Source organism: Vagococcus fluvialis, from assembly GCF_048815235.1.
Lineage (GTDB): Bacteria > Bacillota > Bacilli > Lactobacillales > Vagococcaceae > Vagococcus.
In genome coordinates this window covers 120,269-133,651 of sequence record NZ_JBMEAO010000005.1, presented here as the reverse complement: position 1 = coordinate 133,651, position 13,383 = coordinate 120,269, and the positions used below count along the sequence as shown (strand labels likewise).

Annotated in this window: 13 protein-coding genes; 11 read left to right on the top strand and 2 right to left on the bottom strand. The window is 31.7% G+C overall.

Features of this window, described 5'->3' with window-relative positions; genetic code table 11:
- Window positions 1-273 precede the first annotated feature (273 nt).
- From ACODH8_RS04865 to ACODH8_RS04835, 7 genes are all read left to right on the top strand, one after another.
- Window positions 274-2,139, top strand: coding sequence for a beta-glucoside-specific PTS transporter subunit IIABC (locus ACODH8_RS04865; RefSeq protein ID WP_332464575.1), 1,866 nt, complete (start codon window positions 274-276; stop codon window positions 2,137-2,139).
- A 75-nt stretch (window positions 2,140-2,214) separates the two neighbouring features.
- Window positions 2,215-3,057: a BglG family transcription antiterminator LicT gene (licT, locus tag ACODH8_RS04860; RefSeq protein WP_332464576.1), complete on the top strand. Its 843-nt coding sequence runs from the start codon at window positions 2,215-2,217 to the stop codon at window positions 3,055-3,057.
- 204 nt (window positions 3,058-3,261) lie between these two features.
- A complete protein-coding gene (locus ACODH8_RS04855; RefSeq protein WP_420517583.1) occupies window positions 3,262-3,828 on the top strand; it encodes a LemA family protein in 567 nt (188 codons plus the stop codon).
- A gap of 30 nt (window positions 3,829-3,858) precedes the next feature.
- Window positions 3,859-5,370 (top strand): TPM domain-containing protein, encoded by a 1,512-nt coding sequence (locus tag ACODH8_RS04850; protein WP_332464578.1) that lies wholly within the window; start codon window positions 3,859-3,861, stop codon window positions 5,368-5,370.
- Between the two features lie 74 nt (window positions 5,371-5,444).
- Window positions 5,445-5,792 carry a DUF2500 family protein gene (locus ACODH8_RS04845; RefSeq protein ID WP_332464579.1) on the top strand — a complete coding sequence of 116 codons (348 nt, stop codon included), beginning with the start codon at window positions 5,445-5,447 and terminating at the stop codon, window positions 5,790-5,792.
- A gap of 89 nt (window positions 5,793-5,881) precedes the next feature.
- The gene (pepI, locus tag ACODH8_RS04840; RefSeq protein WP_332464580.1) at window positions 5,882-6,760 is read left to right on the top strand and encodes a proline iminopeptidase; all 879 of its coding nucleotides are present in this window, start codon (window positions 5,882-5,884) and stop codon (window positions 6,758-6,760) included.
- A 14-nt stretch (window positions 6,761-6,774) separates the two neighbouring features.
- A complete protein-coding gene (locus ACODH8_RS04835; RefSeq protein WP_332464581.1) occupies window positions 6,775-7,242 on the top strand; it encodes a GNAT family N-acetyltransferase in 468 nt (155 codons plus the stop codon).
- A 175-nt stretch (window positions 7,243-7,417) separates the two neighbouring features.
- Here the strand turns inward: ACODH8_RS04835 and ACODH8_RS04830 are convergent, their stop codons facing one another.
- Entirely contained in the window at window positions 7,418-7,774 is a 357-nt protein-coding gene (locus ACODH8_RS04830) for a thioesterase family protein (RefSeq protein ID WP_332464582.1), read from the bottom strand.
- 163 nt (window positions 7,775-7,937) lie between these two features.
- On the opposite strand from ACODH8_RS04830, the gene ACODH8_RS04825 reads away from it, so the two are divergent.
- Window positions 7,938-9,080: a PLP-dependent aspartate aminotransferase family protein gene (locus tag ACODH8_RS04825; RefSeq protein ID WP_332464583.1), complete on the top strand. Its 1,143-nt coding sequence runs from the start codon at window positions 7,938-7,940 to the stop codon at window positions 9,078-9,080.
- A gap of 137 nt (window positions 9,081-9,217) precedes the next feature.
- Window positions 9,218-10,717, top strand: coding sequence for a helix-turn-helix domain-containing protein (locus ACODH8_RS04820; RefSeq protein ID WP_332464584.1), 1,500 nt, complete (start codon window positions 9,218-9,220; stop codon window positions 10,715-10,717).
- 59 nt (window positions 10,718-10,776) lie between these two features.
- On the opposite strand, the gene ACODH8_RS04815 is transcribed toward ACODH8_RS04820, so the two are convergent.
- Window positions 10,777-11,007: a hypothetical protein gene (locus tag ACODH8_RS04815; RefSeq protein WP_332464585.1), complete on the bottom strand. Its 231-nt coding sequence runs from the start codon at window positions 11,005-11,007 to the stop codon at window positions 10,777-10,779.
- A 98-nt stretch (window positions 11,008-11,105) separates the two neighbouring features.
- On the opposite strand from ACODH8_RS04815, the gene ACODH8_RS04810 reads away from it, so the two are divergent.
- Both ACODH8_RS04810 and ACODH8_RS04805 read left to right on the top strand, forming a co-directional pair.
- Entirely contained in the window at window positions 11,106-11,783 is a 678-nt protein-coding gene (locus ACODH8_RS04810) for a response regulator transcription factor (RefSeq protein WP_420517582.1), read from the top strand.
- Complete coding sequence (locus tag ACODH8_RS04805; RefSeq protein WP_332464587.1) at window positions 11,776-13,263, top strand: HAMP domain-containing sensor histidine kinase; 1,488 nt, start codon at window positions 11,776-11,778, stop codon at window positions 13,261-13,263. Before ACODH8_RS04810 ends, ACODH8_RS04805 begins: the two co-directional genes overlap by 8 nt.
- Window positions 13,264-13,383 lie beyond the last annotated feature (120 nt).

Sequence of the window (13,383 nt, the reverse complement as noted above, 5' to 3'; positions counted from 1 at the left end):
TTGACCCATATAAAAACTGAAATAGAGAGATTAATCTATTTCAGTTTTTTGTTATTTTTAAAATATCTTTTGAAGAAAGTGTTTACATTAATTTGAAAGGATGTTATTATCCATGTAGACATATAAGGATTGTGACTGTGCGGCAGGCAAAACCTAAATTGAAAGAAAATATATTAAGAGCGGCTATTTTTGTAGCTAATTCTAATATATTTCTCTCAGTTTGGGTTTTTTTGTTGTTCTGGAAATGAGACAAACAAATTAGGAGGAATTAACATGTCAAAAGAATCAAATAAACAACTAGCAAGTGATGTACTTGAATTAGTTGGAGGAAAGAAAAATGTTAATAGTGTGGTTCATTGTGCGACACGATTAAGATTTAAACTTAAGGATGAATCGGTTGCTAAGACAGAAGAAATCAAAAAGCATCCTGGCGTGATTCAAGTTGTTCAAAGTGGCGGTCAATATCAAGTTGTTATTGGTAGTCATGTAAATGAAGTGTACGCAGAATTAACAGAGATTTCAGGTTTAGGTGAATCTTCATCAGATGCAGAAGGACCAAAAGGAAATATTTTTAATCAGTTTATTGATATTATTTCAGGTATTTTTACTCCTTTCTTAGGTGCTCTTGCTGGTGTTGGGGTTTTAAAAGGATTATTAACGTTATTAGTTGTAACTGGTTTACTTTCTGCAGAATCAGGAGCTTATCAAATCCTATTTGCAGCTTCTGATGGCTTTATGCAATTCCTGCCTTTTGCTATTGCTTTTACAGCTGCTAAAAAATTCAAAGCAGATCCGTTTATTGCTTTGGCTGTATCAGGAGCTTTATTATATCCTGCAATTACAGCAGTGGCTGGTGCTCAATCAGGATTAGATTTCTTTGGAATTCCAGTAATCATGGGTCCTACAGGCTATATGCAAACTGTTATTCCAATTATTATTGCTGTGTGGATTCAAACTTATGTAGAAAAATTTGCTAAAAAAATCTCACCAGGTTTCTTACAAATTATTTTAGTTCCACTTATTACTGTATTAATCATGGTTCCACTTGCGTTTGTTGCGATTGGACCTTTAGGAACAATTATTGGTGCTGTTTTAGGTAAAGGTTATAGTGCTATCTTTGGCTTTAGTCCAATTGTAGCTGGAGCTGTTATGGGTGGTTTATGGCAAGTATTTGTTATGTTTGGTATGCATTGGGGATTCATTCCAATTGCTTTAGTTAATTTAACAACAAATGGTTATGACACAATGACAGCAATGTTACTTGGAGCAGTTATTGCTCAAGCAGGAGCTGCTTTAGCAGTTGCTATTAAAACAAAATCTGAAAAAAGAAAAGCATTGGCTATTTCAGGAACTTTAACAGCAATTTTTGGTATTACAGAACCAACTGTTTATGGTGTAACGTTACCACTTAAAAAGCCATTTTATGCAGCGTGTATTGGTGGAGCTGTAGGTGGAGCAATCATTGGTGGAGCTGGTGTTAAAATGTTTGCTGGTGGTTTAATCAGTTTACTAAGTATTCCAGGGTTTATTAGTAACATTGATGGCGTTGAATCAAGTGTTGTTATGGGAATTATTGGAACAGCAGTTTCATTCGTAATCGCATTTGTTTTAACTTTAGTATTAGGATTTGATAAAGAAGAAGAACTAGAAGCAGAAGTTACAAAGACAAGTGTTGAAAATAAAGGGCGTGAAATTTTAAAAGCGCCATTAACAGGAAAAATTGTTTCAATGAATGACGTTCCAGATGAAGTATTTGCCTCAGGAGCATTAGGAAAAGGAATTGCCATTGAACCAACCATTGGAGAATTAAGAGCTCCAGCTAATGGAGTCGTAACAACTATTTTCCCAACAGGACACGCAGTAGGTTTAACAACTGAAAGTGGAGCTGAAATTCTAATGCATATTGGGATGGATACAGTTGAATTAGAAGGTAAAGGATTTGAAAAACTGGTTTCTCAAGGAGATTCAGTTAAATCAGGAGATTTACTAGTTAAATTCGATATTAAAGCTATTCAAGAAGCTGGTAAGCCTGTAGTTACACCTATTGTTGTAACAAATCATACTGATTATTTAGATGTGTTAGATTTCAATCAATCAGAAGTGATTGAGGGAGAAGATTTCTTAACTCTAGTTAAATAAAGAGGGTTACAAAAAATATAAATTACGCTAGAATAGAGATAAAGATGATAGGATCTAAAAAAGGAGAGATAACACGTGATTATAAAAAAAATATTAAATAATAATGTTGTTATCTCTGAAAATGATCGTTCCGAAGAGATTATTGTGATGGGGAAAGGATTGGCTTTTCAAAAAAAAGTTGGTTCTGAGATTGACATGGATAAAGTAGATAAGATTTTTGTTTCAGGAGCTCAAACTGAAGTGAGAGAAATTGAAAAAATGATTATGACTGTTAATCCAGCTGTGCTTGATATTGCGAAAGAAATTATTCTTTATGCTGAAAAAATGACTAATCAAGAATATTCAGATCAGGCTTATATCACATTAACAGACCACTTGAATTATGCCATTGAAAGAGGAAAGCAAGGTGTCTTTATTCCCAATCCATTACTTTTTGAGATACGTAAGTTTTATCCAGAAGAATTCAAGATTGCTTCTCAAGCCATCGAAAGAATCAATCGAAAATTTAAAACCACTTTCCCGATTGACGAAGCAGGTTTTATCGCCCTTCATTTAGCTAATAGCCGAAAAAGTTCAAATGAATTACCAGTGACCATGGAAAGTACTGAGATGGTACGAGACATTCTTCAAATAATTAGCCGGTTTTTTGGAATCATGTTTGATGAGAGTTCACTAAGTTATAATAGAATGGTTACCCACATTCAATATTTTGTGAAGCGAATTCTTGAAAACAAAACGGTAGAGGAGACTGATGAATTTCTCTACCAACTGGTTCAAAGTAAATACCCTGATGCTTTTAATTGTAGCCAACGTATTAAAGATTATTTACAAAAGGTGAAAAAAGTAGAAATTAAAGAACCAGAAATGATTTATTTAGTGATTCATATTAACCGAGTAGTAGAAGATACTAAAAAATAGAGATTGTAAGATAAGTTGTTAGACTTATCTTACAATCTTTTTTCATTAAAACACATGTTTTGTTTTTTTTTATATTGATAAACGTGTTAAAATGGAAGTATTCAAAGGTTTCTCATCGGTCTTTAGGCTGATGAAAGTTATTAATGAGCGTCATATAATAGCTGTATTAGTACTAAATGGTCACGAAAATTAGGAGGAAGAAAAATGAAAAAAAATAAAACATTGTTAATTATTATCGGAGTGGTTGCATTATTTGCTGTATATGGTTTTACAACATATAACGGTATGATTTCAAAAGAAGCTGATGTAGATGCTCAGTGGGCAAACGTCGAATCAAAATTACAAAGAAGATATGATTTAGTACCTAACTTAGTTAACTCAGTAGAGGGTAGTATGAAACAAGAAAAAGAAGTTTTTGGTGATATTTCAGAAGCTAGAAGTAAAATGGCTGGTGCAAGTACTGTAAAAGAAACTGCTGCAGCATCAAATGAAATGGAAACAGCTTTATCTCGTTTATTAGTTGTTATGGAAAACTACCCAGATTTAAAATCAAATGAAAATGTTAAAACATTAATGACTCAGTTAGAAAGCACTGAAAATAGAATTTCTGTTGAACGTGATCGTTACAATAAAGCAGTAAAAAATTACAATGTCTCTATTAGAAAATTTCCAAAATCTTTGATTGCTAATATGACAGGATTTGAACAAAAAGATTATTTTGAAGCTCAAGAAGGAGCAGAAAAAGCACCTGAAGTTAATTTTAATAAATAAGGATCTAGTTGTTTTTAGGAGGTGGAGTAATTGAGAAAGAAAATATCTACATGGTTAATTGGTATTACCTTTATGATGGTAACAGCTTTCTTTGTTGCCTTTCCTAATCTAGGAGTGGCTGAGGTAAATAATATATTTGTTGAAGATAACGCTAATATATTGACTCAAGCAGATAAGGATTATATTAAACAAATTAACGAAAAAACATTTATTGAGTTACCAGGAAATCCACAATATGCTGTTGTGACTTTAAAAAATCTCGATGATTATGGTTCGATTGAAGATTACGCTGTCCATAAATTTGAAAAACTTAAAATAGGACAAAAAGACTTAGATAATGGTTTCTTATTTGTTATTTCTGTTGAAGACAGAAAATATAAACTCGAAACAGGATATGGTGTCGAGGACGTTATTACTGACAGTATGAAAGATAAAGTGGTAACCGATGAAGCAACTGAATTACTACAAGATGAGCAGTATGGTCAAGCTGTTATGGTAGTATCTAAAAATATTGAACGTTTAGTTAATGAAAAATACAGTGATTTAGATGCGGCTAGAGACTATGTAGCTATGGAAAAAGCAAGAGACCAAAAAATATTCAAAATGATTATGTCAGTCTTCTTTGGCTTAATTGCGCTTGTTATAGGAGCTTTTTCACTTTATGGATTAGGCGTTAAGAAAGTTAGAAAAGCAATAACAAAAGAATATCTAGATAAAAATATGTCAGGCTTTATTTATCAAGAAAAAACTAATGAACTATCCGGAAAAATGCAAGGCGTTAGAAAAGTTAATTTATCACAACACCTAGCAAAAACACTGTATCGTTTACCTAGTAAAGGAAAAGTATTAAGTGACTCATCTGAAATGAAGAGATGGTTAGGTCAATATTTATTGGTAGACGGTATTATTGAATATTGGAATAAAGATAAAAAAAATGCACCGTATGATATTTCAATTTATTTAGATAATAAACATCTTAAAAAACTAAAAGATGAGTTATTAGCAGATGCACAAGACTTTAATTATCCAATCGAAAGTAATCCTTATCTTGTGGGAGACAGTGTAGGAATTATCGCTCAGTATGTTTTAGTAACAAGTCAAAAGCATAAAGAGAATTTAAGAATTTCTAAGCAAAATAAAGAGTACGTTGAACGAGTAAGTGAGTTGTATTTAGAGCAAAATGGGGCACGCTTAAGAAAAATAGATCATGAATTACAGATTGCTTTAATGGTTTATTATTTCTTAAAAGATAAAGATTTATCTGATCCTCAATTATTAAAAGAAATAGAAATAGATAATACGTCTTTAAATAAAGCTTATCGTTTTGCTGAAAAACGTCGTAGACAAATTTCAAGTGATCAAAAACGTAAAGCCTTAAATGACTTAACTAATATGTCATTAGGAAATTACTACATGCAAGCTATGATTTGGTCAAGTTACCATAATAGCAGTAACTCTGGTTCCGGATTTGGTGGCGGCGGAGGAGGATCTTCCTTCGGTGGCGGTTCTTCTGGTGGTGGTGGTTTTTCTGGTGGATGGTAAAATTGTATCATTTTTAGAGATTAACGATATTGTAATCGTTAATCTTTTTTTAAAATTAGAAGGGAGTTGTGGATATGGATTTTTTTGAGAGTTTTTCTTTTTTTTCATTGATATTCACATTAATTATAGTAATCATCATTATTCTTTTATGTATTCAGTTAACTAATTTTCTTCTTAACTTGACTGCTGATAAAGTAACGATTGATGCAACATTAATAAGTAAAGACTCGGCCAAAAATTATCACTATAATGACCATGGTGGAACATGGACAACTACTTTTAGTTTTACATTTGAAACAATTAATGGTGAAAGAGTTATTTTAGATGTCTCATACAAAACTTTTCGTCAATATGGGATAAATGATTTTGGAGAACTAACTTATCAGAGAAAATGGTTAAAGGAGTTTAGTTTAAAAAGCTAAACTTCTTTTTATTTAAAGGAAAAAGATGGACAGGTAGATAATAGTTTTCTATAATCGTAGCAATAAGTAGATAGAAGGTAGGAGATAAAGTGAAAATTGAAGAAGGATATATGCCGTTTTTAGAGTATCAAACCTATTACCGGATAGTTGGAGAAAAAACTGATAAAGCACCATTATTACTATTACATGGTGGTCCTGGTTCGACTCATAACTATTTTGAGCTTTTTGACGAATTAGCTTTAGATGGTAGACAAATTATTATGTATGATCAACTAGGTTGTGGTTTATCTTCTATGCCTGATAAACCTGAGTTATGGCAAGGAGAAACATGGTTAAATGAGTTAATCGCATTAAGAGAGTATCTAGGGTTAGATGAGATGCACTTATTAGGTCAATCTTGGGGTGGTATGCTATTAATCATGTACTTATGTGATAAAAAACCTCAAAGAATAAAAAGTGCTATTCTTTCTAGTACATTATCTTCTGCTGAACTTTGGAAAGAAGAACAGCATCGATTAATAAAATTAATGCCTAAAGAAGATCAAGAAGCCATTTTAACAGCTGAATCGATTAATAACTTTACTAGTGAGGCTTATTTAAAAGCTAATGATCATTTTATGGTAAGACATGCAGGGGACGTTCCAACTGACGAATCACCTGAACCACTTAGAAGAAAGAAAAATAGAGGGGAAGCTGCTTATCTTCATGCTTGGGGACCAAATGAGTTTTTCCCAATGGGGACTTTAAAAACATTTGATTATACAAATAAACTAAAAGAAATTGATGTTCCTGTTTTAATTACAAGTGGAGCAGATGACTTAAGCACACCAGTAGTGTCAAAAACAATGTATGACCATATTAAAAATGCCAAGTGGGAATTATTTGCTAACAGTCGCCACATGCCTTTTGTGGATGAGGAAAGGGCTTATAAAAAAATATTAAGAGATTGGTTAGCTAGTCACGATTGATTGGAGAAAAGAGTATGGAATTAAGAGAGATGGAATCAAGCGATAAAGAGGAAGTTAAAGATCTAGTTCAAAAATCTTTAAAGTCTTTAGGATTTGATAAGCCAGGAACAGCTTATTTTGATCCAGAATTAAATGATTTATATACCTTTTATAACAAACAACTAAATGGCCAATATTGGGTAGTTGAATACGAAGGTAAAATAGTTGGCGGTGTTGGAATTGCGCCTTTTAAAGATGCTATCTGTGAGTTACAAAAACTTTATGTGGATGAAGCTTTCCACGGTTATGGACTTGCGAGACAGTTAATGGATAAGGCATTAGCGTTTGCGAGTAATCATTACGAAGCTTGTTACCTAGAAACGCATTCAGATTTAGCTGCTGCATGTATTTTATATGATAAGTATGAGTTTGAATTACTAGATAAGCCTTTAGAAGGCTCACCCCATTCTGCAATGGATAAATGGTATTTAAAAAAAGTATAAAGAGCCTGCCCAAAATGTCAGCCTCTCGTTTATTTATGCGAATCATTTTTAATAGTCAGGGGATAAAAAGTCTGCTCCCACGACAACTGGAACAAAAAGCGAGCAATCGAAAATCACGATTGTTCGCTTTTTGTTCCAGTTGCTCAGAGCAAAACGACTTTTGACCCACCCTGTTTTATTTTTTTAGGATAATAAAACGTTCGTGAGTTCCTTGTCCTACCATATCACCTTCACAAGTAGCTTTGACTGAAAATGTGATTCTTTTGCGATCCACTTCGATTACTTCAGCTGTGATAATGGCTAAATCACCAATGACAATCCCTTTTTCATGAGACACATTAACATGCGTTCCAACAGAAGTCATTTCTTCTGGAATAATTTCTTTTAATAAATGGTAGCAAGCTGATTCCATTTCAGCAATCATATCAGGTGTTGAAAAAACTGAAGGCAAATCTGCCTCAAATTTAGACGCTACATTGTCTTTTGTAACGTATACTTCTTTTGTATAATGAGTTCCTATTTTAATTTCCATAATTAGTCTCCTTTAAAATAAAAATGATTACGTTTTCATGATACATGAAATAAAAAAGATAAACAACTGATAGTGTTTATTCTTATCTTTAAGAACGTAGTTGAGACTAGTAGTTATAAAGTGTATGATGATAAATAAGCAAAGAAAGAAAGGTGTGTCTAACATGTTAGATAATACGAAATTAATCCATGGTTATCCTGTCGTAGACCCACATACAGGAGCCTCAGCGATTCCTAAATATCAAGCCTCAACCTTTAATCAAAAAGATGTTTTTCAAGAACAAGATTACAATTATACAAGATTTGGCAATCCAACTATATCTGCTTTAGAAGAAGGAATTGCAGCGTTGGAAGGTGCTGAATATGGTTTTGCCTTTGCCTCAGGTATGGCAGCTATATCTACTGTATTAATGTTATTAGAATCAGGTGATCATCTAATTGTTCCAAAAGAAGTTTATGGCGGAACCTGTCAGTTTGTTAAAGATATTTTACCTAACTATCAGATTACCTCTTCTTTTGTCGATTGCAGTAACATTGAGGAGGTTGAAGCGGCTATTTTACCAAGTACAAAAGTCCTTTTTATTGAGACCCCTTCTAATCCTTTACTAAAAATTTCAGATATTTCTGCTTTAGTTGCCTTAGCTAAAAAATATGAATTAATAACCATTATGGATAATACTTTTATGACACCTTTATATCAAAAACCGATTGAGTTAGGTGTTGATATAGTGATTGAAAGTGCGACAAAATTTTTGAACGGTCATAGTGATGTGGTAGCAGGTTTAGTGGCTTTAAATAATCCTAATTTAGCTAAATCTTTACGTCTCTATCAAAAATCATTTGGTGCAATATTAGGTGTAGAGGACGCTTGGTTGGTTCTTAGGGGAATGAAAACTATGGGAATTAGAATGGAAAAAAGTTGTGCGAATGCCCAATTAATTGCCGAGTTTTTAGAGAAACATTCAAAAATAGAACGCGTTTTTTATCCTGGATTAAAATCCCACCCCAACTATATAGTACATAAAAAACAAGCATCAAGTGGTGGGGCAGTCCTTTCCTTTGATTTAGGTAACGAAGAAAAAGTCCATCAATTTACTCAGAAATTAACCTTACCTATAATAGCTGTCAGTTTAGGTGGTGTTGAATCAATTGTCTCTTATCCTAGAACGATGTCCCATGCCTGCTTATCTGAAGCAGATCGATTGGAGCAAGGAGTAACGCCAGGACTATTAAGGTTATCTTGTGGTATTGAAGATGTAGCTGATTTAATTCAAGATATTGAGGAAGCACTATCAGTTCTTGACTAATAAAATAAATAACAAAAGAGATAGTGACTTGATTGTCACTCTCTTTTTTTGTGCTAAAAAAATGCCACTTATTAGTATAGAAACTTTCTGTGTTGTATAATAAAAGAAATACTTAATTGCTTAAGAAGGTGATGCAAATGGAAAAAGATATTATGAATTTACTGGATACGCAAAATCAGGTAATGGTCAATATATTAGATTTAATTTCAGATAATAATAGATGGTATACAGTGAATGAAATTAGTATGGAGTTGATGGTAGTTGAAAGAACTGTCCAACGATATATTCATCGTTTACAAGAATTAGTCAATGACTATAATGAAGAAAAACATCATTTAGTAGTGATTCATTATGAAAAATATAAAGGTGTTAGACTTGAAATAGACAGTGGTAGTAATTATATGGAATTGAAGAGTTACATTTTAGAGAATGATGAAACGATGCAAATTTTTAAACTGATTATTTTTGAAGAGTTCGAGTCAATTTCTAAATACGCTGCTGATAATTATGTTAGTGAAAGTTCTATTCGAAAGTCATTAAAAAAAATCAAACAATTTTTAAGTAATTATCAGTTAAGCTTATCAAGAAGTTCCTTCAGAATTGAAGGAGAAGAAAAGCAAATTAGATTGATTATTTATATCACCACATGGATTATTTTTAAAGGTGTGACATGGCCTTTTGATTTTATCAGCCAAAGAAAAATTTACGCTTCGGTAGATAGATTTTCTGAAGAGCTGGATCTAGGTTTTTCTGTCATTCACCAAAAACAAATGGCTTATATGCTGGCAGTAAATATTTTACGATTAAGAAAAAAACATGTCATTACAATGGAAGATGAATGGCGTCAATATGTTAATTTACCTAAATTAATTGAAAAAATACCGATGCTAAACGTGTTTATATCAGACTATAATATTTATATTGAATCAGAACTGTATTTCTATGTTGTTTTACTTCAGTTAAAACCGAAATTTTTTGAATCAGAAAATTATCGTAATAGTGTCTTTAATTACCATCAGAAAATGTCATCTAATATCTATAAAAGTACAGAATTATTTATGGATACATTTAATAAAAAAATAGATGTGATCCCAGAAGAATTAGAGACACGTTTTTTTGTGACTAGTTTTTGTACCCATCTATTTAGTCAATTGTTCTCTAATATTCAAGTAGACATTGATGGTCATATGATTTTTAGGAATTTAGAAGATGATTATCCCAATCTAAATAATCATTTAGAAGAATTGGTAGAAGAGTTACATGAAGTTAGTGGGGAAGTGTTATTTACTAAAAAAAGCTTTTTATTACAGAAGTATATGATGCTTTTTTCTTCCGTTCTTCCTTTAACTTACTATGAATCAGAAATAAAGCTTTATCTAGATACAGACCTCCCATTTTTTGTTAAAACTAATGTGACTAATCAGATTACGGATCGTTTTAAATACGATTTTAACTTACGATTTATTACATCGAATGAAATGGAAGAAGCTGATTTAGTATTGACTAATATTCCTAACCTTCTAGAAGAAGAATTACGTTTTTCTAAACAAGTTCATTTGTTTGATTTTCCATTTAATCACCGTGATTTTATTGAAATTGAAAGAAAAATGAAAGCAATTGTTCATGAAATGAGATAAGTTAATTAAAAATGAATGAAAGCCTATGAGAGGTGACTAAACCTCTCATAGGCTTTTTATTATCTTCTAAAATTCATATGATGATTGTTTCTATTAAAATTATTGTTATTGTGACAATGCCCTTCATAGTTTCGTTCTTTATTCATGTGTCTTTTTGAAAAGTTTTCTTGGTACATAGAGTCTCTGGTATCTGTTACTGTGTTTGACGTACTAGCAAGCGTTAGTGTACTTGTTATTAGAAATAAAGCGATGACACTAAGCAACGTAAAAATAATTGTTTTTTTCTTCATAGCTATTATCCTCCTAAATATTTGATATAGTAAGTATAGCTAAAGATTATGGCAGAATTATGTCATAATAGAAGTAATTAAATATTAGGAGTTTTTTTATGAAATTATTGATTATTGAAGATAATAATGGCATACGAAAAATGCTTACTAAGTTTTTATCTAGCAAAGGGCATCAGGTGTTAGAAGCTGAGTCTGGTGAAAAAGGAATGGCTTTATTTTTTAAAGAATCAGTAGATTTAGTCCTACTAGATATTATGTTACCTGGGATGGATGGATTTGAAGTCTGTCGAGAAATCAGGAAAAAGGCAATGACACCAGTTATTATGATTACAGCAAAAAGTGAAGACCATGATAAAATATTGGGATTGGATGTAGGAGCAGATGATTACATTGTCAAACCATTTTCACATGAGGAAGTAGCAGCAAGAATTAGAGCAGTTATGAGAAGAGTCGATTATTCTGAAGAGAAAGAAAATCAATTTATTGGATTAACTATTGATCCACAAAAATATCAAACTACTTTATTCAATCAAGAGATTCACTTAACAAAGAAAGAATTCGAATTGCTTTCTTTATTTACAAGACATCCTAATCAACTCTTTGCAAGAGATCATTTGTTAGATAAGGTATGGGGAATTGATTATTACGGAGATTCAAGAACGGTAGATAGTCATATTAAGCGTTTAAGAGAAAAATTAAAAACAGAAAAAACTTTAAATTGGCAGATAAAAACAGTTTGGGGAAAAGGCTATTTGTTTGAGGTGAAAGATGATTAAACAAAAAAAAATAGTTCATCGTCTGATATGGTCATATACTATTTTATTAGGGTTATTTACACTTATCATGTTGACTATATTTTTCAGTTTATTTAATAATCAAGGACTTGAGCTACATCAAGAACAAATGAAAGAGCAAGGAGATACCATTGCTGAGACCATTATGTCAGAGGGCTATTTAAATAGTAATGACGAAGAAGCCAGCATGCATCAAAGAATGATGAAAGGCAACTCTCATATGTCTGGGGTGAATAATTTACTTTCACTAATTAGTAAATTATCAACAGATGAGATTTACATTGTTACTCCACAAGGAGAATCATTATTTTCAAGTCATATGATGTCTCAAAAAAATCAGAATGATTCATTGCCAAATGCTGGGCAGAATATATTGAACCTTGTTAAAATGAATCAAACGAATCAATTAGTTGAAATAAATGAAAAGGATGTTCCTTATACACTAGGATACGGTGTACCTTTAACGGATGACAGTAATCAATTAATTGGTAGCGTCATAGTGTTATCCCAAAAAGAACACTCACTAACTAAAACTTTATCAGATTATCGCTTATTAATTAGTAGTGTTGTACTAGCCTTAATTGTAACGATTGTGATATCGATTATGTTAGCTAGACGATTTGTTAAACCGATTCATGAAATGGAGTCCTTTACAGAGACGTTAATAAATTCTAATTATGGTGACTCTATTGAAATAGCCACGCAAGATGAACTATCTAAATTAGGTAATAAACTATCCATACTTAGTAAAAGGTTATTAGAGGCGCAAAAAGAACAAACTAATAAAGAAAAAAATCAAAAATTATTTTTATCACAAATTTCTCATGAGCTTAGAACACCAGTAATGGTTATTAAAAATTCCTTAGAAGGACTTCAAGGTGATTTTTTAAGTGAAGAAGAAAAGGAAGAATATATCAAACATTTGCTACATGAAACAAATCAAATGAATCGATTGGTCAATGATTTGTTGGAATTAACTCGACTGGAATCAACCGATTTTTCAATTCATAAAGAACCACTAAGTTTACCGGATGTTTGTCAGGATAGTGTTAGAAGTTTCCGTGATAGAATAAGACAGAACAATCAGCAAATCGAAATAACAAATGAATTACTCGAAACAGATATCTTTATAGGTGATTATCAGCGTATGTCTCAATTGATAAAAATATTGTTGGATAACAGCGTAAAGTACAGTCCAAATAATAGCCTTATTTCAATTAATTTGTACAAAGATAAATCCTTTATTTGTATTGATGTGATGAATGATATAAAAAAAGCAACTGATTTACCTAATGAAAAAGAGATGTTTAAAGCTTTTAGTCGTGGTAAACATGCGGAAGTGGAAGGTCATGGATTAGGCTTAACAATAGCTGAAGAAATAACGAAAAGGCATAATGGAAAGATTGCAATTAAAAAGACAAATGGAAATCAGTTAAAAGTTAGTCTTATTTTCAATCTTTAACAGGTGTTTTTAAATTCATAAAAAAATCTTAATAAGCACAAAAGAATGAGTGAAAGTCTTTAATTTATTGCTTTTTTCAAGTATACTTGTAAATTGATACGTAATATGATTATCAAGCTT

What these genes read in the sequence shown, in the direction of transcription:
- ACODH8_RS04865 (WP_332464575.1), top strand. Translation starts at nt 274, where the DNA reads ATGTCAAAAGAATCAAATAAACAACTAGCAAGTGATGTACTTGAATTA.
- ACODH8_RS04855 (WP_420517583.1), top strand. Translation starts at nt 3,262, where the DNA reads ATGAAAAAAAATAAAACATTGTTAATTATTATCGGAGTGGTTGCATTA.
- ACODH8_RS04845 (WP_332464579.1), top strand. Translation starts at nt 5,445, where the DNA reads ATGGATTTTTTTGAGAGTTTTTCTTTTTTTTCATTGATATTCACATTA.
- ACODH8_RS04835 (WP_332464581.1), top strand. Translation starts at nt 6,775, where the DNA reads ATGGAATTAAGAGAGATGGAATCAAGCGATAAAGAGGAAGTTAAAGAT.
- ACODH8_RS04830 (WP_332464582.1), bottom strand. Translation starts at nt 7,774, where the DNA reads ATGGAAATTAAAATAGGAACTCATTATACAAAAGAAGTATACGTTACA.
- ACODH8_RS04825 (WP_332464583.1), top strand. Translation starts at nt 7,938, where the DNA reads ATGTTAGATAATACGAAATTAATCCATGGTTATCCTGTCGTAGACCCA.
- ACODH8_RS04820 (WP_332464584.1), top strand. Translation starts at nt 9,218, where the DNA reads ATGGAAAAAGATATTATGAATTTACTGGATACGCAAAATCAGGTAATG.
- ACODH8_RS04815 (WP_332464585.1), bottom strand. Translation starts at nt 11,007, where the DNA reads ATGAAGAAAAAAACAATTATTTTTACGTTGCTTAGTGTCATCGCTTTA.
- ACODH8_RS04810 (WP_420517582.1), top strand. Translation starts at nt 11,106, where the DNA reads ATGAAATTATTGATTATTGAAGATAATAATGGCATACGAAAAATGCTT.
- ACODH8_RS04805 (WP_332464587.1), top strand. Translation starts at nt 11,776, where the DNA reads ATGATTAAACAAAAAAAAATAGTTCATCGTCTGATATGGTCATATACT.